Raw genomic sequence first — 25,155 nt, forward strand, 5'->3', positions numbered from 1 at the left:
CTCTTCCAAAAGTCTGGAGCCGACTCTTAAATAAGTATCGTCCGTCGACGGAACCGCGGCAATTGGCGGTATCGCAGGTGACTGGTGGGGAATCAGGATCGTCCGTCTCGAGACGGCTATGCGTCGGGGTAGCTCCGATCAAGGATTTCGGTAACGTGTCCTCCCAGTACCGTCCCGTCGCCGACGCGGTTCCGAATTCGATCCATACTCTCGTAGCAGCCGCTGACGTCAACGTGCAACCCTGGAGCGATGTAGTCGAGGTCCGACGGCGTGATATCGACTTTGTTTCCGTGTCCGTCGAGCATGCTTGACGCGCTGGGATCGAGATTGTGCTTGCAGTAGGCTAGGTCCGAGATGATACAGACGGGTCCGTCGCTCGTCTCGACGACAATCGACTGCATTCCCGGCGTGTGCCCCGGCGTGTGGAGCAATTCGATCCCCTCGCGTAGCTGGTGGTCACCTTCGACGACCCGCGTCTCAACCTCATCCAGTACTTTGACGTGTTTGTCGAAGAACGTGCGTTCCATGATCGGCAAGGGATCTCGAGCGAACTCCAACTCACTGCGCTGGACGACGAACTCGGCGTCCGGAAACAGGTCGTTGTTCGAGGCGTGATCGTAGTGGAGGTGGGTGAGGACGACGTAGTCAACGTCGCCGGGTTCGAGGCCGCGTTTGGCGAGACCGTCCACGATCGGTTCGCGACCGCCGTTCCTGATTGTCCGCCCTCCGGCAATGGTCTCACCCGGCTCGTGTTGCTCAACGCCGGTATCGACGAATATCACCGTGTCGTCGTCCGGATCGTCCGCCGTGATCAGGAACGTAATCACCGGAATGGGAACGGGCAGCTCGTCGTCGTGGAGGTACGTCAGTCCGCCTTTCGTGATAGGCGATTCGATGACCCCGGACTTGATGGGGTGTACGGTGTACATGCGCTCAATTACCGTATTACGGATACAGTGATATAAACGTCTGGTCCGTTCTGTCGATGTATTCGCTCGGAGGCGTGGATTGGCAGCACTCGCTTTCGAATCAGGATCTGATTCACCGTCGTACTCCGCTCACGTTGCCGACGTCGGCCGTGCTACAGAACCACAATCATTATGCCGTTACACCGTGCGCTTACTCTGTATGTCGACATTCCCGAGCGAAGAGTGGTTCGAAGCGGCAGTAGACTGGCTTGCCAACGACGCTCAGTTCGATCGAACGAGCGTACACTTTGACGCGACGGTGCTGTTCGAGTTTGGCGACGACGGCTACGTCGTTGAATTAAGCGACGGGGAGATCGACGCGGTCCACACCGAACCGATGTTTGTCGGCTGGGACTTCGCGGTTCGTGCACCCGTCGACACGTGGGAAAACTTGCTGTCGGAGTCGCCACCGCCGTTCTACAACGATCTACGGAGCGTCTGGCTCCAGTACGACCTCGAGATCGAGGGCGATCTGAAACGTGCCATTCAGCACTGGCGGCCGCTCAAGCGGATGGTAACCGCCTTCGCGGAGGTGAGCCGATGAACACCGACAACTTCGAGCACGGCGAGCACGAAGAGGTCGCCGGGCGCTACGTCTGGATCAATCACGCTGATTCCGAGTTCCGAACGTACTACGAAGTCGCCGGAGACGGCGATGTTCCGCTCGTTTGTCTCCACACAGCTGGTGCCGATTCGCGGCAGTACCGACACCTGCTCAACGACGACGACATCCTCGAGGACTTCACTGTCTATGCGTTCGACATGCCGTGGCACGGCCGCTCCTATCCACCGACGGACAAGCGCTGGTGGGAGTCGACCTACCAGCTGACGACCGAGTTCTACGCTGGCTTCATCATGGAATTCGTCGAGACGCTCGACCTGGCCGATCCGGTCGTTATGGGCTGTTCGATGGGCGGCGAGATCGTCCTTGAACTGGCCATCAATCACGACGATCGGGTCCGCGCGATCATCGGTCTCGAGACGACGGAATACGTCCCCGCGAGCGAGACTGGCTACCTTGACAACGTGGTCGACTTCCTCGACCACCCTCAGGTAAACCAGGAAGTGTTTCGACCCGAATGGATCTACGGACTCCAGGCGCCCCAGAACCCCGAAGCCTGTAAGCGCGAGGCCTGGTGGATCTACAGTCAGGCGGGTCACGGCGTCTATGCCGGCGACATCTACTTCTACACTCGCGACTGGGATGCTCGTGACCGTCTCGATCAAATCGACACTGACGAGTGCGACGTCTACTTCCTCACGGGCGAGTACGACTTCTCTGGCCGGCCGGAAGACACCGAGCGCGTCGCCGAACAGATAGACGGCGCCTCCCTCGAAATCATGGACGAGATGGGGCACTTTCCACCCGTCGAGAATCCCGACGCCTTCAAGGAGTATCTGGAGCCGGTACTCGCGAAAATCCTCGAATCGGAGTAATCGATCGAATTGCGTCCACCTTCTTACGGTTGTACCGCGTCTACGATCGTCTGCGCGTCATCGAGTGTCGAGAGATCGGTCACGGTCTCGAGTAACCGTTGGCGTTTCTCTTCGGACAGTCGCGATTCGGTCAGGTCGTGGAATTTCGACTCCAAACGCTCCGCCGACAGGGGATTCTCCGGCGATCCGAGCGGGTAGTCGACCGCTTCCTCGAACCGATCGCCGTCGGCCGTCTCGACGACGACGCAGGTGGCACGCGTCTCCGGGTACCGTGCATCCATCTCAGGGTCTGCCGTCACCACGATTCGGTCTCGCAACGAGGCGAGATCGGCGTCGACGTCAGGATCGGAGAACGCCGATCGGTCGTCGGTACCGGTGAACAGGGCCGTCGTGACTGCGTGAGGCATGCTCATTTGGGCATCGAGTATTGTCTCGACGGCAGCTTTGTCGTGGCGCGCCGCAATTGCGTACGTGCCGACTTCGACGCGCTCAATCGCCCACGGCTCTAAGCCGGCATCTCGGATCGCGAGGCAGGCGTCGATCGCTGCGTGAAGATGTCGACAGCATGGATACGGTTTCTGGTATGTGCGGGTGATCTCGAAGGGGTCTCCGAGGGTTGCCAGCGGCGCCGGGTCGTATTCGTCGGCGAACGCGGCCGCGAAGCCGTCCTCCCCTTCGAGGATCGTCTCCGGCCCGTCGAAGCCTTCCGTTGCGAGCCTCGCTGCGGTGATTCCCGCCATGGCGGCCCGTCCTGGATGGAACCGCTTGGCCATCGAACCGTCGGTGAGAAACTCGAAGAGACCGCCGGCCTGGGTTCCTGCCAGTCCGAGCGCGTACGCGAAATCCCGTCGGTCGAGTTCGAGCAAACGGCCGGCGGCCGCGGCGGCCCCGAAACAACCGAGCGTCGCTGTCGCGTGGAAGTGTCGCTCCCGGTGGGACGGCTGTACTGCCATCCCCGTTTTGAGCATCGCCTCGTATCCCGCGACGACGGCGGCTGCGAGGTCGTCGCCCGTAACCTGTCCAGCGATCGGTAATACTGCGAGAGCGGCCGCAGGACGGCGGTGCCGGGGTGGGCTGAGGCCCCCCGGTGGCCGTCGTCGACTTCGAGTGCGTGCGCGGCCGTTCCGTTCGCGAGCGCCGCGAACTCGGGCGTCACCCGCTCGTTCGTCCCCAGAATCGCCGCTCCACCGTCTGGGCTGGCCGTCCGGACGTACGCTCGCATGCGCTCGCTTTCGGGCGTGTCGACGCCCGCTACGCAGGCACCGATCGTATCCACGATTGCCGTTTTGATCTCCGTTCGGACCGATTCAGGGATCTCGTCCCCGTCGAGCGAGGAACAAAAAGCTGCGAGACGGCGCGTCTCCTGTCCGGGTGTACTCACAGTCGTATCAGTCATTGATGTACGGTGCTTTCTCCTTGACGGTATAAAACTCTCCGCTGGAAGCGAGAGGAAAATCAGCGACCGGATTATCCCTGCGATCCGAGGTACGCGTTCTGGACTTCTTCGTTCTCTCTGATCTCTTCAGGCGTTCCTTCTGCGATCTTCGCCCCGAATCGAATGACGATCACCCGATCGACCAACGTGAGTAGCCCCCGCATGTTGTGGTCGATGACGACGAGAGTGTATCCTTCGTCCCGGAGTTCCGAAAACAGCTGAGAGAGCTCTGCGACCTCCGTACTGGTCAACCCTGCGAAGGGTTCGTCGATCAGAATCAGATCCGGATCGTTCGCCAACGCCCGCGCCAGTTCGAGGCGGATCATCTCGGCGTGGGGCAATTCGCTGGGCTCCTGGTCGATACGGTCGTTGAGTCCGACCCGCTCACAGAGTTCGATCGCTCGGTCTTGCGTCTGGCCTAACAGCCCGGAGACCGTGAACAGCTTGTCCGTCGACAGCGGCAGCATCACGTTCTCCAGAACGGTCCGATCGTTGAGCGGTCGAAACGACTGGAAGGTGCGGCTGATCCCCCGATTAACGATCTCGTGGGCTGGCAGGTCGGTGATGTTCTCGCCGTCGTACCAGACGGTTCCCTCCGTGGCCGGGAACATCTTCGTCACGCAGTTGAACGTCGTTGACTTCCCGGCTCCGTTGGGACCGATGAAGCCGAGGATTTCACCCTCTTCGACGTGGAACGAGAGGTCGCTGACTGCGACGAGCCCGCCGAACCGTTTGGTGAGGTTCTGCAACACGAGCAGCCCGTCCTCGGACGAGTAGCTCTCGGAATCGACTGCTGATTTGGTTTGAGACGTGTCTGATTTCATTTCTCACCACCTCTGTTGAACGCATCCTGGAATCCGTTACGCAACTTGTCCATGGACTGGCGCAGCGGCGAATCGTTCTCGTCCGACACGCTCTCTTCGTCTGCTCCGATGAGTTTCCGTCCGCGTTCGATCAACCATGGAATGAACCCTTGCGGCTGGTAGAACATGATTAGTACGGCCATCGAGTAGAAGAGGACAAGATCAATGTGAGAGATCGCGACGTCGGTCGTCGGGATCGTCGTCCCCACGTTCGCGAGTTGTTCGCGAAGCATGAAGAAGAAGATGCCGCCGCCAGCGGCACCGATGATTGTTCCCATGCCGCCGATGACCGTGGCTGTGATGATGTTGATGTTAACCGACAGCTCCAGTAACTGACCCGGCGTTGCGGATCCGACGTTGCTGTGTACCAACAGCGCTCCGGCGAGACCGCCTACCGTCCCGGAGAGCACGAACGAGTAGATTTTGTACTTCGCTGGGTTGATACCCGCGGCGACGACCGCGTCCTCGTCTTCGCGAATCGCGGTGAGGATTTCCCCAGTATCGGAACGGGTGATCGCGTAAAACAGCGCGAACATGGCGGCGAACAGGGCGAACGCGATGTAGTAGTTGACCATCGGCTCAGACGTGATGTTTTCTGTACCGGTGAGACCGACTTCGCCGCCGGTGAAGTCGCTGAAGTAGATGAATACCTGCAGCAAGATTAGCGGTGCTGCCATCGTCACGAGCGAGAGGTACGGTCCATGAACCCGCAGTGTCGGGATGCCGAGTAGCAGGCCGCCGAGAGTCGCGGCCACCATTCCGATTGGAATCGCCAGTACCGGATCGAGCCCGTAGTGAAGGTTCATAATTCCCGACGTGTATCCCCCGACCGCGAAGAAGAACGCATGGCCGAAACTGATCTCTCCGGTGTAACCGGACTGGAAGTCCCAGGTCATCGCGAACGTGGCGAGATACAGGGCACCGGTCATTCGTAACACCGTGATCGTATCGAAGACGAACGGCAGTAGTCCGATTACTACGAACAGTACCACGCCGATCTTTCGCCGGAGCGGCAAGGGAAATTCTGAAAGTCGGTGCATCATACTTGACGTCCTCGCTGTGTCGCTCATTATTCTTCCTCCATGATGAGTTCACGCCCGAACATTCCCTTCGGTTTGAACATGATCACAAGAACGAGGATGACCATCCCTCCCAATCCGTTGAGCCGCGGGCTGACGAAGGAGACCATCGCTGTCTCAACTCCACCAATTAGGTATGCGCCAATAATGCTGCCCTTGATCGATCCGAGACCACCGATGACGACGATGGCGAACGCGAGAATCAGTGGCGTAAGTCCCATGTTGTAGGTCGCCGTCTGGAACGAAGCGAGGAACACCCCCGCAACACCCGCAAGAACGCCTGCGAGAATCCAAACAGAGAGGAACATCCGCCCGCTGTTTATCCCCACGACGGCGGCACCCTTCGTGTCCATGCTCGTGGCAGTGATCGCCCTCCCGAGCTGAGTATACTTGATGAACACCATTAACCCGCCGATGATAACCCAGGAGAGGACGAATACGATGATCCGGTTGATCTGGACTCTCGCACCCAGAATCTCCGTCGTTCCGGGGATCAGCGCAGGTACGACTCGTGGTGAACTTCCGATCGAGATCAAAACGATGTGCTCGACGACGACCGCGAGAATGAGTGTCATCACCATGATTACGATCGGTTTCTTCTGAATCGGTCTGATCATCCCGAGGTATAATGCAGCGTTTACGACCCCTGGAACGGCCAGCCCGATCAATAATGCTACTGCTACCGGTACCCCCGACGCGTACGAGTAGTGTGCGGCGTACGCGCCGATCGTGATTGAGGCACCGTGAAACAGGTTGATCGCATTCCCAACGCCGAAGATCATCGTGAACCCGATTGCGATAAGCGCGTACAGTGCACTCAGCAGTAGCCAGTTTGCGATAACACTGATCATGGGCTTTTCACTCCTAGCATGGTATGCTAACACCTCTACCACTATATTAAACCTGCTGTTCGGTCCAGATCTTACGACCAAAAGTCGAGTAATGCCGCAGGTTACCGACCGGAACGTGACTCGACAAGCAATCGCAACTCTCCGTCTAAGATGAGATCGTCGTCCTGGTTGTGCACTTCCGATTTCAGAGTGACGATTCCCGTCCCCGCCTTGGGTTCGACGTTCGTGACTGTCAACTGCGGGAAGACAGTATCGCCGATGAACACTGGCTCATGAAACGTCGACTTCTGACTTAGGAAGGCGATCATCGACTCGTGCAGATGCGGGGAGAGATCGGTCGCTCCGACGACGGTAAGCGAAGTGATCAGCATTCCGTGGGCCACCCGACGTCCGAACTGCGTCTCGCTTGCGTACTCTTCGTCTATGTGGATTGGGTTGAAATCACCCGTCAATCCGGCAAAGTCCCGGAAGTGGGATTCGGAGATCGTTTGTGACGGCCCGTTCCAGACCGAGCCGATCTCGATGTCCTCAAGATACAGCTGTTCGCGCGTCATACTCCGACGTTGTCAACGAACGTTCTTAGTCGTTCGTGCGGGAAGATACATAGTGTCGCGGTTCACCGTCGAGGCTCACTGTGTATAGTTCCGGAGGCTGCCGTACAATTGCGGCCTGTGCGTCGTTTTGCGCGTCGAACGATCGACATATGCAGACCGACGCTACCCCCACAGTTTAGTAATCTACGCACCTTTTTCCAGTAATGGTGTTACCACAGCGCGCGTTCCTCGAGGAGAATGCGGACCTGCGGACCGATGAGACAGCGATCCGATCGGTCGACGCCGACGAAACGCTGAGCTATGGTGAGTTCGACGAGCAGGTCAACCGGTTGGCGAATGGCCTCCGAGAACGAGGACTGCGGCCGAGTGATCGCGTCGCGATGGCACTACACAACACCGTCGAGTTCCTGGTGACGATGTACGCCTGTCACAAACTCGGTCTCGTCGCAGTTCCGATCAACTATCGTCTCTCCGCTGGAGAGGTCCAAACTATCCTCGACGACGCCAACGTTGCAGCCGTAATCTACGACGCGGCGTTCGCCGACACCGTAGAGCCTGCCGCAAACGACTCGATTCGTGAGAGGGCGCCGATCAGGGTAGGTGGCTCCGGCGAGGCGGAATCCTACGAGACGGTCCTGGAATCGGGATCGACCGAGCGGCCGCCGCCGATCGATCAGGGGCCCGACGAGCCGACGTACCTCATTTACACCAGCGGGACGACCGGCCGCCCGAAGGGGGTCGTACACACGGTCTCGTCGGCCCGGGAGCGGACGCTCGCGGCGATCATCTCCTTCGACATCGATCCCGACAGCGTCGTTCTCTCCCAACTCCCGTACTTTCACGGCGGTGGCTTGGACGCGGCGCTCCGTTCGTCGTTGACGGTCGGCGCGGAGCTCGTTGTCTCCTCGGCGTACGCGGACCCCGATCTGTCGCTCGATACGATCGATCGCCATGGCGTGACTCACGTAGTCGGCATTCCGACGGTGAGCAGGCGAATGATCGAACAGGGAGACGTCGACGCGTACGACCTGTCGTCGATCGAGTGCTGGTACCACACCGGGGAAGTGATGCTCGAAGATCGGGCACGAGAGTTCCAGTCCGAACTCACCCCGAATGTGATCAATTCCTACGGCTCCTCGGAGGGCGGATTCATCACGGTCCTCCGTTCCGATGCGCTCACTGAGCAGGCCGGGACGGTTGGCAAGCCCACCCTCGGTACGCGGATTCGCGTCATTGACCTTGACGTTGACGGTCAAGCTGATCCCTCTCGGACCGTTCCGCGAGGCGAAGAGGGTGAGGTGATTATCGAGTCGGACCAGCTGTTCGACAAGTACTTCCAGAACGCCACTGCCACGAGCGAGGCGTTTCGCGAAGGGTGGTACTATACGAACGACCTGGGCTTCGTGAACGATGACGGCTACCTGAAGATCACTGGCCGTGTCGACGACGTCATCATCAGCGGCGGCGAACTGATCGCACCGGCGGAGGTCGAAGAGATTCTTGAGAGGCACCGAGCCGTCTACGAAGCGGTCGTCGTCGGCGAACGTGACGACGAGTGGGGGGAACGCGTCGCGGCCTTCGTTGACCCGGACGGCGACGTGACCGCGGACGAACTTGACGCCTTCTGCCGGGACGAGGCCGATCTCGCGGCCTACAAGCGGCCTCGATCGTACGAGTTTGTCGACGAGATCGAACACACCGAGAGCGGAAAGAAGTCCAGAAGTACTTACCGGAAGCATTGATTCGGGAGCACCTCCCGGGGAAGATCGAACGCCTACTCGTCTGAGTCCGTCCAGGGACCGGGGTCGGCTTCCTCGGCGGTGTCAGCGCTTTTCATCTCACCGTCCTCGAATGTGAACGGTGTGATGAGTTCGATGAGCGTCCCGTGAGCGGAACTGGGGTGGATGTACGTGTAGACGTTGTCGCGATCGGCCTCGGGATCGGATCGCCAGGGTCGATCGCCGACGGTCGTGAATCCGAGTTCAGAGAGGGTCGCGAACAGTTCGCCGAACTCGCTCTTCGGTGAGATCCAGAAACTGATGTGATGGAGTCCTTCGCCGAACTTCTGGATGTAGCTGCCAATCGCTCCGGAGCCGACCTCGCCCGGTTCCAGGAGTTCGATCTGCACGCCGTTTCCGGTTTCGAGATACGCGAAGCGCATCTCCTCGACGAGATTTCCGTCTTCGTCGTACTCATAGCCAGGATCGATGCGGTGGGACTCGGCGTCCTCACCAAGGAGTTTCCCGAACGTTTCGACGGCTTCGTCCAGATCACGGACAGCGATACCGACGTGATCCAGACCGGTGATCCGGTCCATGCGGTGGCAATTCGGTCAGACGGCTATAAGAATTGTGCCGGTCAACGGACCGAATCTACGGGTCGTCGAGTGATCCATCTTCACTGGTTGTCTGCCGTTCTCGTTTCCTGCGGACGAGGCGTGCCTTCCGCCGTACACCTGGGCGGCGTCAGGTCGGTTAGGGAGCCAGCTCAATCGGGTGTCAGATCGGCCGAGCGACGATTCGCGCTGGGGCACCATCGCCGCCCCTGATCTTCGATGGATACGCTCGGATCTCGATCCGTTCGCCAAGCAGTGGTTCGAGGTTCGTTAGGTGTTCAGCGATGAGGACATCGTTTTGTAGAAGGGGTTTGTGGATCGGGTATTCGTCCCAGTCGTCAGGCCGGATCGAGTAGGAGATGTCCGGACTGACCGTGTCGACACAAAGCATCCCCGCTTCCTTTTCGAGCAGCCAGTCGGCGACCTCGGGTGCGAGCCATGGGTAGGGATCGTAGTCGTCGTCGCCGTACTTGTGATACCAGCCAGTGTAGAGGACGACGGTGTCGCCCGCCTGAACCTCGCCCTCGGCGGCTTGCAACTCCTCGAGCTGGATTTCGCGGGCTTCGTCTTGTCGCACGTCGAGGACGACCCCCTCTCCGTGGAATCGTTCGATCGGTAATTCGTCGATCGTCCGTCCGTCTGGATCGAAGTGCAACGGCGCGTCAACGTGCGTGCCGACGTGGGTCGGCGCGCAGTAACACTGGACGTTGATACCGTCCTTCTTAACGTCGAACACCGTCTCGAATTCCGGTTCGGGGAGCATCGCCGAGTGGGGCATCTCGCCGTGAAACGGCTGTGTGAGATCGTACCACATACCAGGATAGAGGAAGGTCAGCGACATAAAAGTCGTCTATCCGGACCTGCCGACGGCGAACCAGGCCTGCGACGGTGCTGGTTAGTCCCACGAAGTTATGGTGTATGAGAGCGATTGTCGTACGAGTCCTCATGACACAGCGAGTTGCAGATCAGGTGAGCGAGTACTTCGAACGACGCGGCGTTGAGTACTACTTCGGGTACCACGGCGGATCGGTCTGGCCTCTCCTCGACGGCCTTCGCGACTGTTCGGCGGAGGGAATCCAGGTGAAACACGAAGCTCAGGCCGCGCACATGGCCGACGGCTACTTCCGCGTCTCCGGGAAGATCGCACCAGTGGTCGTCACGAAGGGACCCGGCGCGTTGAACGCCCTCCCGGGCGTCGCGAACCTCATACACGACTCAACCGCAACCGTTGTCGTCAGCGGCGGCGTGTCGACCCAGCACAAAGGAAAGCTGGCCTTCGAGGCGCTCGATTACCACAATCAGGAAGGATTGCTTGACGTGTATGAGGAGGTGACGAAGCGGACCTGGAACGGCTACCGGCCCGATACGGCAGTGGACTTCCTCGATCGGGCGTTCAAGACCGCCCTCGAGGGGCGGCCCGGTCCGACAGCTATCGTGCTTCCCTACGACGTCCAGAACACCGAGGTCGAGGTCAACGTGCCGGACCCCGCGGACTCCCGGGCCGACTCCCGTCCAGAGCCGGCAGCGGAGTCGCTCTCGAAGGCGGCCGACGTCCTCGCCGAGGCCGATCGGCCGCTCGCGATCGCGGGCGGCGGTGTCAGGCTCTCCGGCGGTACCAACGAGTTTATAGATCTCGTCGAGGCGTTCGAGATTCCGTTCGTGACCACCCACATGGGGAAGGGGGCGTTCCCCGAGGACCACGACCTCTGTCTTGGCCCGGTCGGCCGGTCCGGCTGGGAGTGTTCGCTCCAGGCGACGCGCGACACCGACGTCATCCTCGCGATCGGCTGCCGGTTCTCGGACGGGAACACGATGGGATACGAGAAGGGCGCGGTGTACAACGTCCCACCAACGAAGGTGATTCACGCGGATATCGACTCGAACGAAATCGGCAAAAGCGTCCCGGTTGAGGTCGGCATCGTCAGTGACGCCACCTCATTCGCGGAACAGTTCCGTGATCGACTCGCCGCCGACGGGGTCAAGACGGTCGGGACGGACGACTGGCGCGAACAAACGGCCACCTGGAAGGCCGATTGGGACGGCTGGGTCGCCGAGACGACGAGTCACGAGGGATCGCCAGTCCACCCCCACCGGCTGGTACACGACACGAAGGAGACGATGGCGGACGACGACCTTTTGTTCGTTGACGTCGGCGACGTGATCCAGTACGCTGAGCCGTTCGCCCGCGTCTACGAAGAAGACACGTACTTCTTCAACGGTGGAATGCTCCAAATGGGGTGGGGTGCAGGAGCGGTGCTCGGCGGAAAGCTCGCCGCGCCAGACCGTGAGGCAGTCTGTCTCGTCGGCGACGGCGCGCTTACACAGAATATGAGTGTGATCCCCCTCGCTGTCGAACACGACATCCCGGTAACGTGGGTACTTTTGAACAACTACGGCCCCAACATCGAGCGGAAGGGCCAGCGCAACATCTGGGGCGAGGCCCACGAATGGGGATCGTTCGGGAACGAGGACGATCTCTACAACCCGGACTGGGTCGCCTTCGCCGAGTCCTGCGGCGCAGCGGGGCGCCGGGTTGAACGCTCGGAGGAAGTCGCCAGCGCCGTCCGCGAGGGTCTCGACTCCGACGTGCCGTTCCTGGTTGACGCTGTGATCGACCGCGACGTCCCGACGTACTTCACGCCCGGTCTCGAGCACAACTATCCGACATCCTGGACGGAGTCGGCCGACTACCTGTGACCCCCCCCGTTTCGACCGGCGTCGACTATATGATATCTCGCTTGGCCAGCTCGTCGAGATCCTCCTCGTCGTATCCGAGTCGATCGCCAAGCACCTCCGTCGTGTGTTCGCCGAGTTTCGGCGGCGGGAGGCGAACGTCGACCTCCAGATCCGAGAACTTTACTGGGATACCCGGCAGCTTGAGCCGATCGCCGTCGGGGTGTTCTATCTCCTCGATCATGTTGCGCGCGTCGACGTGGGGATCGTTCACCACGTCCTCGACGTCGTTGACGGGCGTACACGGGACACCGGCGTCCTGGAGTCGATCGATCCACTCCTCGGCCGGTCGCTCGGCGAACAGCGCCTCGAGTTCTCGATCGAACGCCTCCCGGTTCTCGGTCCGGCCGCCGAACGTGCCGAACTGTGAGTGATCGATCCACTCCTCGCGATCGACCGCCCGGCAGAACTTCGGCCAGAGGCTCTCGCTGACGACGCCGACTACGAGGTAGTCGTCGGCCGTCTCGACGGCCTGATACGGGGCGAGGTTCGGGTGCTTCGTTCCCAGCATCCCTGGCGTCTCCCCCGTCGCGAAGTAGTTCGTCACGTGGTAGAGCATATAGGAGAAGGCGGTGTCGAAGAGGGCGATGTCGATATACTGCCCTTCACCGGTCCGTTCCCGGTGGTACAGTGCCGTCAGGATGGCGTAGGTGGCGGTCATTGCCCCGGAGATGTCGGCGATCGAGACCCCGATGCGAACCGGTTCGCCGTCTTCGGTTCCGGTGACACTCATCAGCCCAGACTCCCCTTGTGCGATGATGTCGAACAGCTTCCGATCAGCGTACGGACTGTCTTCGCCGTAGCCCGAGAGCGAACAGTAGATCAGTTCCTCGTTTTCCGCCGCGAGAGTCTCGTATTTCGCGTCGAACGTCTCCGCCTTTCCGGGACTGAAGTTGTGGACGAACACGTCCGCATCGGCGGCGAGTTCGTGGAGCACCGACTGTCCGCGCTCCGTCGTCATATTGAGCGTGATGCTCTTCTTGTTTCGGTTAAGGCTCGTGAAGTACGCAGAGTAGTCTCCATACCGCGTCGCGAAGTTCCTGGTCAGATCGCCGGTCGACGGTCGCTCGATTTTGATCACTTCAGCTCCTAGGTCACCGAGGATTTGCGTCGCCAGTGGCCCAAATAGGGCCTGCGTAGAATCGAGGACGACGAGGTCCTTGAGCGGGCGCATGGCAGATCAATTAGAGCAGTAGTATTTAAAACCTTAGCGCCGGTGACGATCCCGACGCGTCTGCCGATCGGTAGATATCGCGAATCGCGGATTCGACGCTAAACCAGCAGCGCGTCGAATCCGATCCGGTACGCGGCACAAAACGCTATGTGGCTGGAATCGATACGTCGGTGCATGACGTTCCTCGAGGGTGTCCGCGTGCTGGACGCGACCCGGATGATCGCCGGTCCGCTCGCGTCGATGTACCTCGGCGACCTCGGCGCGGAAGTGGTCAAGGTCGAACAGCCCGGCCGTGGCGAGTTGACCAGGAGTTCGGTCCGTTTGTCGACGGCGAGAGCGCGTACTTCGCCTCGCTCAACCGGAACAAGCAGTGTCTCACGCTCGATCTCGCGACTGACGAGGGAAGCAATATCTTCCTCGAACTGGCCGCTGAAGTCGACATCGTCCTGGAGAACTTCAAACCCGGCGTCACCGAGCACTTCGGGATCGACTACGACTCGGTTCACGACGTCAACGACGACGTCGTCTACTGTACGATCACTGGCTTCGGCGAGGATTCACCGTACGCCGACACGCCCGCGTTCGACATGGTCGTCCAGGCGATGGGCGGTGCGATGAGCGTCACCGGGGAGCCGAATGGGCCGCCGGTCCGGAGCAACGTTCCGATGGGCGACGTGGCTCCGGCGATGTTCGCCGTCCAGTCGATCCTCGCGGCGCTGTACGCCCGCGACGTCGGCGACGTCGGCGGCGAACGAATCGAGGTCTCGATGCTCGACGCGATGATCTCTTGGCTCGGTCCGCGGGCGGCGAGGAGCGTCGTCTTGGACGAACCGTATCCGCGCACCGGAACCGCCCACGAGGAGTTCGCGCCGTATCGCCGGTTCGAGACGGCCGACTCCCACGTGGTCGTCTGCGTCGCCGCCGAAAGCCTCTGGCCGCGGTTCTGTCGGGCGATCGATCACGAGGAATTGATCGATGATCCGCGCTTCGCGACGAACGCGGATCGGAGCGCCAGCCAGGATGCGCTGTACGAACATCTCGAACCGATCTTCGAACGCCGGTCCACGACGGAGTGGGTGGAACGACTCCGCGACCACGGCGTCCCCGTCGGGCCAGTGTACGACACCCTCGAACTGTGGAACGACCCGCACGTTGAACACCGTGAACTGCTGCAGTGGCTCCCAGGCGACCGTGCTGGAGAGGAGTTACCGTCTGTCGCGTACCCCGTCCAGTTCTCGGGCGACCTCGACGACCCATCGGCGCCGGAGGCGATCGGCGCGTCGACGGAGCGGTACCTCCGGGACCTCGGCTACTCGCCGGAAACAATCGAGTCCCTCGCCGAGAACGGCGTGATCTGATTCGACGAGCGTACGATAATCGGACGGTCGATAGCATTAGGACAGGCGGTAGGATTATTTCGATCCCGTCCGAGTCGGCCTGTATGGGTAATTATTCGTACGAAATCAGCCACCCGGTCCGGTATCGCGACATGGACCCGATGGGGATGGTCAACAACGCAGTATTCGCCACGTACACCGAGCACGCACGGATGGAATACTTCGCCGACATCCTCGACGTACGACTCGAGGAGGTTTCGACGGTCCTCGCAACACTGACAATGGACTATCGGCGTCCAATCGAAGGCGGCGGAGACGTGACCGTCGCCATGCGCGTCGATGACCTCGGCGAGTCGAGTATGACGATGGCATACGAAATCAGGGACGAAGACGGCGTCACCGCAACCGCCGAGACGGTACAGGTCGCGGTCGACCCAGAAACCGGGTCGTCGCGTCCGCTGCCCGAGGAATGGCGCCGACGCATCGAGGCCCACGAGGACCTCGACGAGTAACGTTTCGACGAACAATTATAGTTATAGAGATCGAACTTCTTTGAGCCATGGTAACGCTCGTCAGTTTCACTCGTCAAAAAAGACGATCTGACTCAGGAGGAGTTCGTTGAACACTGGATGGACGAACACGTACCGCTCGACAGCCAATTACCGGGCCTGCAACGGTACGCGACGATTGTACCGGACGACCCCGGAGACAGCCGATACGACGGCGTCGCGATACTGGAGTTCGACGACGAGACGACGGTATCGGAGGCGTTCGATTCGGAGGTAGGTCTGCGAACCGTCGACGACCTTGACAACTTCGTCGCGGAGGTCGTTCGGGTGGCCGGAGGAGAAATCGTACACGTCGAGTGAGTCGGCTCCCGCCGCAGTAATGGGAGCGTCCCGTAAGCCAGTCCGGTCAGCCGAGCACGTCGTCGATCGCCTCAACGATGAGCCGACGCCGACCTCCGCCTGCTGTTCGGTGATGACCAGCGGCGGCAACAGGCGAACGACGTCACCACGCCGACCGGCGGTCCAAATGACAACGCCGCGCTCCAGCGCGGCGGTCTGTACCGTGCGGACGACCTCTCCCGCGGTTCGATCGCCCGTGCCCGCGAACTCGACGCCGATGAACAGCCCCTTCCCCCGGACGTCGACGACGGCGTCGTGCTCACTCGCGCACTCCGCCAGCCGACTGCGGATTAGGTCGCCGGTCCGGACGACATGGCTGAGCAGGTCGTGCTCCTCGACGAATTCGATCGCAGCGAGTCCGGCGGCCATCGCAGGGAGGTAGCCGCGGAACGTTCCGGTGTGGGCGCCCGGCTCCACCGTGTCGATGCGCTCGTCGTACACGGTCGCGGAGAGCGGCAGACTCCCGCCGGCGGCCTTGGCCACCGGCATCGCGTCGGGAGAGACGTCGTACCAGTCGCTGGCGAACCACTTTCCGGTGCGACCGAATCCGGTCTGCACCTCGTCGACGACGAGCGGGACGTCGTTCTCCGCGGCGATCTCGGCTAGTCCGTCGAGGAATCCCTCGGGGGCGGGCTGAACGCCGCCCTCGCCCTGTATCGGTTCAACCCAGATGCCCGCCGGATCGGCCATCCCGCCGTACGGGTCCTCGATCGCCTCGCGGACGGCGGCCAGCGACGCGTCGACCGCGTCCTCAATCGACCCGTCCATCGCCAGCGTCCGCGGGTGCGGTAGGTGCGTGACGTCCGGCAGCAACGGCGCGTACTCCCGCTTGGCGCTGCGCTTGGCCGACAGGCTCAGCCCACCCGACGTCGAACCGTGGAAGTCCCCGGTGAACGTCAACAGCCCGCGATTCCCGGTCGCGTGTTTCGCGAGTTTGATCGTCGCCTCAACTGCGTTGCTGCCGGTCGGGCCACCGAACATCACCGTCCCGTCGTCGCGGAGATTCCCCGGCGCGATCGCCGTCAGCTTCTCGACGAACGCCAGACGCGTCTCCGTCGGAAAGTCGAGCGTGTGCACGAGTCGTTCGGTCTGTTCGGCCGCCGCCTCAACGACCCGCGGGTTCGAGTGGCCCACGTTCGCCACCCCGACACCCGCGAAGAAGTCTAGGAAGACGTTGCCGTCAGCGTCCCGAATCGTCGCCCCCTTCGCCTCGTCGAGGGCGATCGGCACCCGGTTCGGATAGAGCACGGCACCGCTCTCCACCCGTTGCTGGCGCTCGATGAGACGCCTCGAGTTCGGCCCCGGTATGTCTTCAACTTGCGGTTCCTGAGCGAGATGGAGGCGTCTGAGCGCGTCGGCGTCTCCCATGGTCGCGATTCGTACGCACCGGTAAAGAATGTTGACCGAACCCGTCGCTTACTCGTCACCGGACGATCCGGCAGTTTCACGTCGACCGTCGGGGGTCTCCGCGTCTTCGTGTTCAGCCGCAATTGCTTCGACGGTTTTCGCGTCGGGATCAACGACGACGCCGTACGCCTCGCGTGCGGTGTCCGCGTCGACGTAGCCGTCGAGAACGTCCGCGAGGACCGCGTCCGCGTCGCGCTCGGTTGGATCACCGAACCCGCCTCCGCCGGCGGGTTGAATGACGATCTTTTCCCCGGCCGGACGGTCAGCGTCGTCTTCGACGGAATCAACCGTTCCACGCCATCGACGTCGACGTGGCGGTACTCAGCGGCGGCACCGGGTCGCCCACCGTCGAGACCGTACGGTTGCGTGGTGTCCCGCTCGGCGGCCAGAATGATCTCGGTCTCTCGATCGAAGCGCAGGACCCGACGTGCGGCACAGCCGCCTCGGTACCGTCCGGGGCCGCCCGTGTCCTCGGCGATGGTGAGCGACTCGACGGTCACGTACTCGTAGTCCTGCTCGATCCGTTCGATCGGCTGGAGACCGGTGTTGCCGACGCCGTTGCGGATCGCGTCAATCCCGTCACGATCGGGCAGCGCGCCCATCCCCCCAGCCATGACGGTGTAGTTGAGCGACTCGTCATCAACGGCCTGGTAATTGAGGACGTTGGTGCTCCCCTCGCCGGCACCGAACGCGAGTTCGGGATCAATCTCGGCAATCGCTCGGACGACGACATCGTAGATCCGGTACGTCGTTTCGTGGTTGCCGGCGACAACCGGCGCAGGATACTTCGCGTCGACGAGACACCCGGACGGGGCGACGACGTCGATCGGTCGAAAGGCCCCGGTCGTGCCGGGCGCTCCTGGATCGAGCGTCACCTTAAACGCGTAGTAGGTGGCCGTCTTTGTACACGACATCGAGGTGTTAATCCCCCCCTCGACCCGGTCCGCCGTGCCGGCGAAGTCGACCGTCAGTTCGTCACTTTCGACAGTCAGGGTCGCGCGAATCGGAAGTTGCCGGTCGGTGACGCCGTCGCCGTCCATGTAGTCCTCCGCGGCGTACTTGCCGTCCGGCAGGTCGGCGATTCGGCTTCGCATCCGCGACTCCTCGTTCGCGAGAATCTGGTCCATCGCGGCGATTGTCGCCTCGACGCCGTGGGTCTCGGCGATCTCGGTAAGGCGCTTTCGGCCTCGACGGACGCCGGCCAACTGGGCGTTCATGTCACCCGCGCGTTCGTCACGTCCGCGGACGTTGGCGAGTATCGTCTCGTAGAGCGCGTCGTTGCGCTCCCCGGCAGCGTACAGCTTTCCGGGGGGCACTCTGAGTCCTTCCTTGATTATGTGGCCGGCGTCGATCGCGTAGCTCGTCGGCGCGGTGCCGCCGACGTCGACCCAGTGTCCCCGAACCGCCGAGAAGCCGATGAGTAGATCGTCGACGAACACCGGAGCGGCCAGCAGGAAGTCGGGGAGGTGGTTGTTGCCGGAGTACGGGTCGTTCTGAACGAGGACGTCCCCCTCTTGGAGGGAGTCGAGACCGCCGGTGCGCTCGATTGCGGCGGTCGTCGAGTCGACCATCGTGGCGACGTGCAACGGGATGACGCGTTCGCCCTGTCCGACGATCTCCAGGTTTGGACCCAGCAGCGCACACGAGAGGTCGCCGGCTTCCTGCCAGAGCGGAGAGTATGCCGCGTTCATCACCGTCGCCTGCATCTCCCTTGCAACGTCCAGCAGCTGATTCCGGACGACCTCGACGGTGACCGGATCGACGTCGGTCATCGCTCAGCCCTCCGGGCGACGAGGTGGCCATCGTCGTCGACCGTCGCATCGAACGACGGGGCGATCCACGCAGTCGTGTTCCGCGCTTCGACGATCGCCGGTCCGGACACCGAGGCGCCAGTGCCGAGCGACTCCCACTCGTAGAAGGGGGCGTCGACCGTCTCGTCGACGTCCACGCGAACCTCGCGCTCGCCCAGTCGTGCGTCGGCCGCGTCTCCCCCGTTAGCGTCGCCGCCGGTCCCGGCATCGCGGTTGGCGCCTGCACAGGCCCCCACTGCGCCGGCCGCGGTTAGCCGGAGATTGACGAGTTCGATCGGATTGGCGTCGTCCCGGAAGCCGTAGCGGTCGTCGTGAGCGCGCTCAAACGACGTCTCGAGTTCGGCGAGCACCGATCGGTCGACCGACGTTGAGGACACTGGGATCGTCAGGTAGTGAGCCTGCCCCTCGTACATCACGTCGAACGACAGTTCGAACGATCGGCCCGCCGGGGGCACGCCCTCGGTGTCAAGTTCGTCTCGCGCGCGTTCGAGGAGGCGCTCCACGGCGTCCGTGATGGCGTCCGGATCGGCGTCTTCGATCGTTGTCACCAGCGATCGGACGTACTCGTGGCGAATGTCCGACTCGAGCAGCCCCGTAGCGGAGAACAGTCCGGAGTTCGACGGGAACACTACCCTGTCGATACCGAGCTCGGTCGCGATGTCGCAGGCGTGGGCCGGGCCTGCACCGCCGAAGGCCATGAGCGCGAATTCGCGCGGATCGTTCCCCTCCTGGACGGTGACGACGCGGATCGCGCTCGCGAGTTTGCTGTCGATGACCTCGCGAACTGCGACCGCCGTCTCATTGACGCTCATGCTCAGCTGCTCCGCGACCGTTGACAGACTCTCCCGCGCGGCGTCCACGTCAAGGGCGACCTCGCCGCCCGCGAAGTTCGATGGGTTGAGGACGCCGAGTACGAGGTTTGCGTCGGTGACGGTCGGTTCGGTGCCGCCCCGCCGGTAGCAGGCCGGCCCCGGGCGCGCACCCGCGGACCGTGGTCCGACCTTGAGTGCGTTGACGTCGTTGAGCCAGGCGATCGATCCCCCGCCCGCGCCGACGGTGTTGATGTTCACAAACGGACCGTTGATCTTGAGACCGCGCACCATGCGGCGTGATTCCTCGACCGGAGCGCCGTCCTTGATGAGGGCGACGTCGGCCGACGTGCCACCCATGTCGAACGTTATCACGTCGCCCAAATCGGCGGTCGCGGCCACGGACTGGGACGCTTTCACGCCCGCGACGGGACCGGAGATGACCTGCGTGATCGGTCGCCGCGAGGCAACGGTCGGCTGCGCGAGACCGCCATCTGACTTCATGATATTGATAGTTCCCTCGACGCCCGCCGTCCCAAGCGCGTCGACGAGCCGCGAGAGGTACGTACTCACGGCCGGCTTGACGTAGGCGTCCGCGGCAGTGGTGGCGGTCCTCGTGTACTCCCGTATCTCGGGGGAGACGTCCGTGGAGAGACTGACGTCTATCTCGGGCGCGTGGTCGGCCAGAATCTCGCGAGCGCGTCGCTCGTGTTTCGGGTTGGCGTACGCGTGGAGGAAGCAGACGGCCGCGCTCTCGACGTCGCGCTCGCGAAGCGCGGCTGCCACGTCCGCGACCGCGTCCTCGTTGAGCGGCGTCACGATAGAGCCGTCGGCAGCCGTCCGCTCGGTCACTTCGAACCGGAATCGCCTGCGGACGAGCGGCGGGTGGTGCTCGCCGCGCGGGTCGTACAGCAGCGACGCGTCCCGGTACGCTTCGCCGATCTCGAAGACATCCCGAAACCCGTCGGACGTAACGATAGCCGTCTTCGCGCCGGTTCCCTCGATGAGCGTGTTGACCGCCACGGTGCTCCCATGATTGAAACTCTCGATCGTTTCGGGTTCGATTCCGGCTCGGGTCGTCGTCGCGTCAACGCCGGCGACGACCCCGCAGACGAGGTCCTCGGTCGTCGGCGTTTTGACCGTGTGAACGGCGTCCCCGTCGACGAGTACGGTGTCGGTGAACGTCCCACCGATGTCTACGCCTATGTGTGGCATGCCCCATACTGTGACAGTCGATTCAATAATTCTTCGCCTCAGTCACGTCCAGCTCGTCGATTGCGCACACTGCTCCGTGGATCGATCGGATCAGGTTGGAGGTGGTAATAAATACTAGCAGTACGACGGTGTGTTCATGAGTAACGACAGTACGAAACACGGCATTCGTCCGCACAACTGGATCTCGGCCGAGGAATCGTTTGACGAGATCGTCGAGTGGGTCGTCCGCGCGGAAGAACGGGGATTCGACTCCGTCCACGCTGTCGATCGGATGCTCTCGAAGGTGCCGCCGATCTACGAGACGACTGCCTACGAGGTGACGACAGCACTGACCACGTACGCGGCGCACACCGACTCCGTCCAGCTGGGACCGCTGGTGTACATCCTGCCGTATCGCAATCCGATCCAGGTGGCGAAGCAGTTCGCGGCGATGGACATCGCCTCCAACGGTCGGTTGGTGTTCGCCGTCGGTGCTGGCTGGAACGCTCACGAGTTCGAAGCGCTTGGGGTCCCTCGTCGAGAACGCGGGAAGCGGCTTGAGGAAGGGGTTGAGGTGTTAAAACGCCTCTGGACGGAAGATCACGTCGATCATGACGGCGACATTTGGTCGTTCGAGGATGTGTCGATCGACCCGAAACCGGTACAGGATCCGCATCCGCCTATCTGGTTCGGCTCGTTCGGTCCCGAGGTCGACGAGTTCACTCCGGTAATCGATCGAGTTCTCCGCCGTATCGGCCGTCTCGGCGACGGCTGGGCACCGCTCGTGTACTCGACCGAGGCAAAGGAGATGATCGACGCCGAGAAATTGGGACGAGCCTGGGAACGGATTGTGGACGGCGCTCGCGACAGCAATCGCGATCCCGAGGAGATCGAGATTATCTACTCGGTATGGCCGTACGTGATGGAAGACGAGGACGCGGAACGTGAGGAGTGCTACGAGGCCGTTTCCGGCTGGTTCGACGGAACGTACCAGGAGGCAAAGCGGACGTATCCGATCGGATCCGCCGAGGAAGTCGCCGACAGGATCGCAAAGAATGTCTCCGAACTTCCCCGGGTTGATCGGTTCATTTTCACCCCATTCAACTACGATCACGCGCAGATGGATCGATTGCGCGACGAAGTCATCCCTCGACTCGAGGAGCATATCGACTGATCAACTGATCGCCGATAGACCGATTCGCTGCGTCAACGACCGGTTCGGACGGTCGTGGTCGTCAGGTTCGAGGGCCAGTACTGATGGCGGTCCGCCTCGGTCCATCGATCCCGTTACCCGAGGGCGGTGGTAGCGTCACGACCAGATCCTGATCGCTCGGTCGTCTCTCATACCGCTCTGCAGCCGTCGCTCGCGACAGGAAAGAGGCCCAATTTAACTGATATAATAACAGTACGTAGAAATTGCAGTTTTCGAGTCGAAGTCATATTTGATATGAAATAATACGAAATAGAAGATTAGAATCTGATGGAGACGTTTATACCGGTGAATATTAACCAAATAGAAAATTTGACACAAGAAAAACAGCCTCTATGGCTGACGAAACAGCAGAAGTTATCAAAACGTTGTAGCGCCTGGTGAATACTCCCGGTTTCGCAAACACTTACGCCCGGGGGAGCACAACCAACGATGATGAAGGTACTCGTACCGGTCAAGGAGGTTGCCACCGTCGAAGACGAGTTCGAAATCGACGGGACGACCATCGACGAGCGGTATCTCGGCGCCGATCTCAACGAGTGGGACGACTACGCCATCGAGGAGGCCGTCCAGCTCGAGGAAGACGGCGTCGTCGACGAGGTCGTCACCGTCACCATCGGCGACGAGGAGACCGAACAGACCATCCGCCAGGCGCTCGCGAAGGGTGCCGACCGCGCCATCCGCGTCTGGGACGACGCCCTCGAGGACGTCGACCTCCTCGACGTCGGCGCGAAGATCGCCATCCTCGAGGCGGTCGTCGAAGCCGAGGACCCCGACCTCGTCCTGACGGGCGTCCAGTCGGGCGACGACAGCTTCGGTGCGACGGGCGTCGCCCTCGCCGAAGCCGTCGGTTACCAGTGGGGCGCCGTCGTCAACCAGCTCGATCTGGAGGCCGGAGACGAGACCGCGTCGGTCCACCGCGAGCCGAGGGCGGCATCGAGGGCTGACCGAGATCGACGTCCCCGCGGTGCTGACGATCCAGACGGGGATCAACGAGCCCCGCTACGCCAGTCTCCGGGGCATCCGGATGGCCCAGCGCAAGGAACTCGACCACCAGACGCTCGCCGACCTGGGCGTCGAGGCCGACGCCGTCGCGGGCGACCTCCGACTGACCGCGATGTACGAACCCGAGAGCGAGAGCGACACCACCGTCTTCGAGGGCGGCGCCGACGAGACGGCCGCGCAACTCGCTGATCTCCTGCGGGAGAAGGGGGTGGCCCAATGAGCGATATTCTGGCCGTCGCCGAGCACCGCCAGGGCGACCTCCGCGACGTCAGTCGCGAGGTCGTCACCGCGGGCACCGAACTCGCCGGCGAAACCGGCGGCGACCTCCACGTGGCCGTCGTCGGCGGCGACGTCGAGACCTTCGCCGACGCGCTGAACCTCGAGGGCGTCGACACCGTCCACACTGTCGCCTACGGCGAGGAGTTCAACCACGACGTCTACACCCAGGCGGTCACCCAGCTGGCGGGCGAACTCGAGTCCGGCTACCTGGTGATGCCCAACAGCGTCAACGGGCTGGACTACGCGCCCGCGGTCGCCACGCGACTCGACGTTCCGCTCGTCACCGACGCCGTCGGTCTCGCGACCGAGGGCGACACGCTCGTCGGCACGCGCGAGATGTACGGCGGGAAGGTCGAGACGACCACCGAGGTCGACGCAGACCAGGTCGCGGTCACCATCCGCGGCGCCGAGTGGGAACCCACCGAGGCGGCGGGTGACGCCACCGTCGAGGCCTTCGACGCCGACATCGACGAGGACGCCATCGGCTCGACGGTGACGGGATTCGAGGAGGTCGCCGGCGGCGACGTCGACATCAGCGAGGCAGACCTGCTGGTCTCGATCGGCCGCGGGATCGAGGAGGAGGAGAACCTGGACCTGATCCGCGAGCTGGTGGAGGCGCTCGACGCGACGCTCTCGTCGTCGCGACCGATCGTCGACGCGGGCTGGCTGCCCGCCAACCGCCAGGTCGGCCAGTCCGGGAAGGTCGTCACGCCCGACGTCTACATCGCCATCGGCATCTCCGGGGCGGTGCAGCACGTCGCCGGGATGAAGGGCTCCGATACCATCGTGGCGATCAACACGGACCCGAACGCGCCGATCATGGACATCGCCGATTACGCGATTCACGACGACCTCTTCGACGTGGTCCCCGCACTGATCGAGCAATTCCAGTAATGTTCGATACCAGTGGGTTATTTTCGTGTTAGTGACTTCATCAGTTCGTTCAAAGAGATGAGTTCATCAGTGACATCCTCGTCAGGATGGACGAGTCGGCCACGTGCTCCAGCGGGGCGAAAGGTCAAGGACACCGTGAACCTGGCCGCATTGAGATTGTCAACGCCAAGTAGCCGCGATGAACATCTTCGACTTGGCTTCCTCAGTTTTGGCAGTGGACTTATAATCAATTGCAGCCTACGGCTACACAGACTTTCTTCGAGTTCTCTTTAAGCCGTATCATCTCAGAAGTCGGTTTCGTTCAGCGAACGGCTCGATAGTATAGTGAATTACGGTTTATCTCCTCCAAAGGGATAGGAAAGGGTATGTTGGGGATTTTTAGCCGACGCTGCATCAATATGGCACTCAAAATTCAACGAATCATTGATTCACTGATCGACGTCTTGCTTCGCGAGTTCGCGTATTTTTTCCTTCGTTTCGTCTCGATGCTCGCCGAATGCCACTTCGAAGACGCCGCGGTAGAAGTGTTTGTTCTTCTCCAGAGTGATGTCCTCTCGCTTGAGCTGCTTTTTCAGGCGGGTGAACGTGATCTCGATGTCCTCGCTTTGCTCAGGTTCAACATAGATCGTGGCTGAATCCCAATCCTTGCGGATGTTCAGCGGTTCGTCGTCTGTTTCTTCTATCTCACTTGCTGAGGAGTCTGTCTTTGCCGTGGAAGCGGTCTCCTCCTGCTTCGATTCTTGTTCGGATGCCGCAATTACTTCGCGCTCTTGTCCTTCTGATTCCGACGTCCTCGTGGTCTCTTCCTCAGTAACACCATCATCTTCTTCATCTGATGGATCCTCGAATCGCTCATCCATTCCTCGAGGCAT

The 25,155-nt window shown here is 61.7% G+C and carries 19 protein-coding genes and 5 pseudogenes; 10 read left to right on the plus strand and 14 right to left on the minus strand.

Annotated elements, in window-relative coordinates:
• Positions 1-116: 116 nt before the first annotated feature.
• A complete protein-coding gene (locus ACFQS4_RS01960; protein ID WP_497903257.1) occupies positions 117-929 on the minus strand; it encodes an N-acyl homoserine lactonase family protein in 813 nt (270 codons plus the stop codon).
• Between the two features lie 199 nt (positions 930-1,128).
• Between ACFQS4_RS01960 and ACFQS4_RS01965 the strand changes: the two genes are divergently transcribed.
• Together ACFQS4_RS01965 and ACFQS4_RS01970 are read left to right on the plus strand one after the other, a co-directional pair.
• The gene (locus tag ACFQS4_RS01965) at positions 1,129-1,512 is read left to right on the plus strand and encodes a hypothetical protein (RefSeq protein WP_497903258.1); all 384 of its coding nucleotides are present in this window, start codon (positions 1,129-1,131) and stop codon (positions 1,510-1,512) included.
• Entirely contained in the window at positions 1,509-2,405 is an 897-nt protein-coding gene (locus ACFQS4_RS01970) for an alpha/beta fold hydrolase (protein WP_497903259.1), read from the plus strand. The genes ACFQS4_RS01965 and ACFQS4_RS01970 overlap by 4 nt, the downstream gene beginning before the upstream one ends.
• A 23-nt stretch (positions 2,406-2,428) precedes the next feature.
• On the opposite strand, the gene ACFQS4_RS01975 is transcribed toward ACFQS4_RS01970, so the two are convergent.
• The 6 genes and pseudogenes from ACFQS4_RS01975 to ACFQS4_RS02000 form a co-directional block, all read right to left on the minus strand.
• Positions 2,429-3,088, minus strand: a complete 660-nt coding sequence (locus ACFQS4_RS01975) for an MmgE/PrpD family protein (protein WP_497903356.1) — start codon at positions 3,086-3,088, stop codon at positions 2,429-2,431.
• A gap of 6 nt (positions 3,089-3,094) precedes the next feature.
• A pseudogene (locus tag ACFQS4_RS01980) lies at positions 3,095-3,801 on the minus strand (MmgE/PrpD family protein); the annotation flags it as partial.
• Between the two features lie 71 nt (positions 3,802-3,872).
• Positions 3,873-4,664 carry an ABC transporter ATP-binding protein gene (locus ACFQS4_RS01985; RefSeq protein ID WP_497903260.1) on the minus strand — a complete coding sequence of 264 codons (792 nt, stop codon included), beginning with the start codon at positions 4,662-4,664 and terminating at the stop codon, positions 3,873-3,875.
• A complete protein-coding gene (locus ACFQS4_RS01990) occupies positions 4,661-5,746 on the minus strand; it encodes a branched-chain amino acid ABC transporter permease (protein ID WP_497903261.1) in 1,086 nt (361 codons plus the stop codon). The genes ACFQS4_RS01985 and ACFQS4_RS01990 overlap by 4 nt, the downstream gene beginning before the upstream one ends.
• A gap of 26 nt (positions 5,747-5,772) precedes the next feature.
• On the minus strand, positions 5,773-6,633 hold the full coding sequence (locus ACFQS4_RS01995) for a branched-chain amino acid ABC transporter permease (RefSeq protein ID WP_497903262.1): 861 nt from the start codon (positions 6,631-6,633) through the stop codon (positions 5,773-5,775).
• Between the two features lie 101 nt (positions 6,634-6,734).
• The gene (locus ACFQS4_RS02000; RefSeq protein WP_497903263.1) at positions 6,735-7,187 is read right to left on the minus strand and encodes a MaoC family dehydratase; all 453 of its coding nucleotides are present in this window, start codon (positions 7,185-7,187) and stop codon (positions 6,735-6,737) included.
• 203 nt (positions 7,188-7,390) lie between these two features.
• Between ACFQS4_RS02000 and ACFQS4_RS02005 the strand changes: the two genes are divergently transcribed.
• Positions 7,391-8,929 (plus strand): class I adenylate-forming enzyme family protein, encoded by a 1,539-nt coding sequence (locus ACFQS4_RS02005; protein WP_497903264.1) that lies wholly within the window; start codon positions 7,391-7,393, stop codon positions 8,927-8,929.
• A gap of 32 nt (positions 8,930-8,961) precedes the next feature.
• Here ACFQS4_RS02005 and ACFQS4_RS02010 read toward each other — a convergent pair whose 3' ends face one another.
• Together ACFQS4_RS02010 and ACFQS4_RS02015 are read right to left on the minus strand one after the other, a co-directional pair.
• Positions 8,962-9,504 (minus strand): VOC family protein, encoded by a 543-nt coding sequence (locus ACFQS4_RS02010; RefSeq protein ID WP_497903265.1) that lies wholly within the window; start codon positions 9,502-9,504, stop codon positions 8,962-8,964.
• A 181-nt stretch (positions 9,505-9,685) separates the two neighbouring features.
• Positions 9,686-10,336: a cyclase family protein gene (locus tag ACFQS4_RS02015; protein ID WP_497903266.1), complete on the minus strand. Its 651-nt coding sequence runs from the start codon at positions 10,334-10,336 to the stop codon at positions 9,686-9,688.
• A 131-nt stretch (positions 10,337-10,467) separates the two neighbouring features.
• Here ACFQS4_RS02015 and ACFQS4_RS02020 point away from each other — a divergent pair, with 131 nt between their 5' ends.
• Positions 10,468-12,219: a thiamine pyrophosphate-binding protein gene (locus ACFQS4_RS02020; protein ID WP_497903267.1), complete on the plus strand. Its 1,752-nt coding sequence runs from the start codon at positions 10,468-10,470 to the stop codon at positions 12,217-12,219.
• Positions 12,220-12,244: 25 nt separating this feature from the next.
• Here ACFQS4_RS02020 and ACFQS4_RS02025 read toward each other — a convergent pair whose 3' ends face one another.
• Entirely contained in the window at positions 12,245-13,429 is a 1,185-nt protein-coding gene (locus ACFQS4_RS02025; protein ID WP_497903268.1) for a CaiB/BaiF CoA transferase family protein, read from the minus strand.
• Positions 13,430-13,669: 240 nt separating this feature from the next.
• Here ACFQS4_RS02025 and ACFQS4_RS02030 point away from each other — a divergent pair.
• The 3 genes and pseudogenes from ACFQS4_RS02030 to ACFQS4_RS02040 all read left to right on the plus strand — a co-directional run bounded on the left by ACFQS4_RS02030 (position 13,670) and on the right by ACFQS4_RS02040 (position 15,635).
• Positions 13,670-14,787 (plus strand): annotated as a pseudogene (locus ACFQS4_RS02030) (CaiB/BaiF CoA transferase family protein).
• Positions 14,788-14,870: 83 nt separating this feature from the next.
• Positions 14,871-15,278 carry an acyl-CoA thioesterase gene (locus ACFQS4_RS02035; protein ID WP_497903269.1) on the plus strand — a complete coding sequence of 136 codons (408 nt, stop codon included), beginning with the start codon at positions 14,871-14,873 and terminating at the stop codon, positions 15,276-15,278.
• Between the two features lie 117 nt (positions 15,279-15,395).
• Positions 15,396-15,635 (plus strand): EthD family reductase, encoded by a 240-nt coding sequence (locus ACFQS4_RS02040; RefSeq protein WP_497903270.1) that lies wholly within the window; start codon positions 15,396-15,398, stop codon positions 15,633-15,635.
• An 84-nt stretch (positions 15,636-15,719) separates the two neighbouring features.
• On the opposite strand, the pseudogene ACFQS4_RS02045 reads toward ACFQS4_RS02040, so the two are convergent.
• From ACFQS4_RS02045 to ACFQS4_RS02055, 3 genes and pseudogenes are all read right to left on the minus strand, one after another.
• A pseudogene (locus tag ACFQS4_RS02045) lies at positions 15,720-17,042 on the minus strand (aspartate aminotransferase family protein); the annotation flags it as partial.
• A 281-nt stretch (positions 17,043-17,323) separates the two neighbouring features.
• A pseudogene (locus ACFQS4_RS02050) lies at positions 17,324-18,853 on the minus strand (hydantoinase B/oxoprolinase family protein); the annotation flags it as partial.
• Entirely contained in the window at positions 18,850-20,916 is a 2,067-nt protein-coding gene (locus tag ACFQS4_RS02055; protein ID WP_497903271.1) for a hydantoinase/oxoprolinase family protein, read from the minus strand. The pseudogene ACFQS4_RS02050 and the gene ACFQS4_RS02055, both read right to left, overlap by 4 nt.
• Positions 20,917-21,052: 136 nt before the next feature.
• On the opposite strand from ACFQS4_RS02055, the gene ACFQS4_RS02060 reads away from it, so the two are divergent.
• The 3 genes and pseudogenes from ACFQS4_RS02060 to ACFQS4_RS02070 all read left to right on the plus strand — a co-directional run bounded on the left by ACFQS4_RS02060 (position 21,053) and on the right by ACFQS4_RS02070 (position 24,283).
• Positions 21,053-22,069 carry an LLM class flavin-dependent oxidoreductase gene (locus ACFQS4_RS02060; RefSeq protein WP_497903272.1) on the plus strand — a complete coding sequence of 339 codons (1,017 nt, stop codon included), beginning with the start codon at positions 21,053-21,055 and terminating at the stop codon, positions 22,067-22,069.
• 471 nt (positions 22,070-22,540) lie between these two features.
• Positions 22,541-23,330 (plus strand): annotated as a pseudogene (locus tag ACFQS4_RS02065) (electron transfer flavoprotein subunit beta/FixA family protein).
• Entirely contained in the window at positions 23,327-24,283 is a 957-nt protein-coding gene (locus ACFQS4_RS02070) for an electron transfer flavoprotein subunit alpha/FixB family protein (RefSeq protein WP_497903273.1), read from the plus strand. Before ACFQS4_RS02065 ends, ACFQS4_RS02070 begins: the two are co-directional and overlap by 4 nt.
• Before the next feature lie 428 nt (positions 24,284-24,711).
• On the opposite strand, the gene ACFQS4_RS02075 is transcribed toward ACFQS4_RS02070, so the two are convergent.
• The gene (locus tag ACFQS4_RS02075; RefSeq protein WP_497903352.1) at positions 24,712-25,143 is read right to left on the minus strand and encodes a DUF8160 family protein; all 432 of its coding nucleotides are present in this window, start codon (positions 25,141-25,143) and stop codon (positions 24,712-24,714) included.
• Positions 25,144-25,155 lie beyond the last annotated feature (12 nt).

The sequence above is a fragment of the Saliphagus sp. GCM10025317 genome, from assembly GCF_042663665.1.
In the GTDB taxonomy this organism is placed as follows: Archaea; Halobacteriota; Halobacteria; order Halobacteriales; family Natrialbaceae; genus Natronosalvus.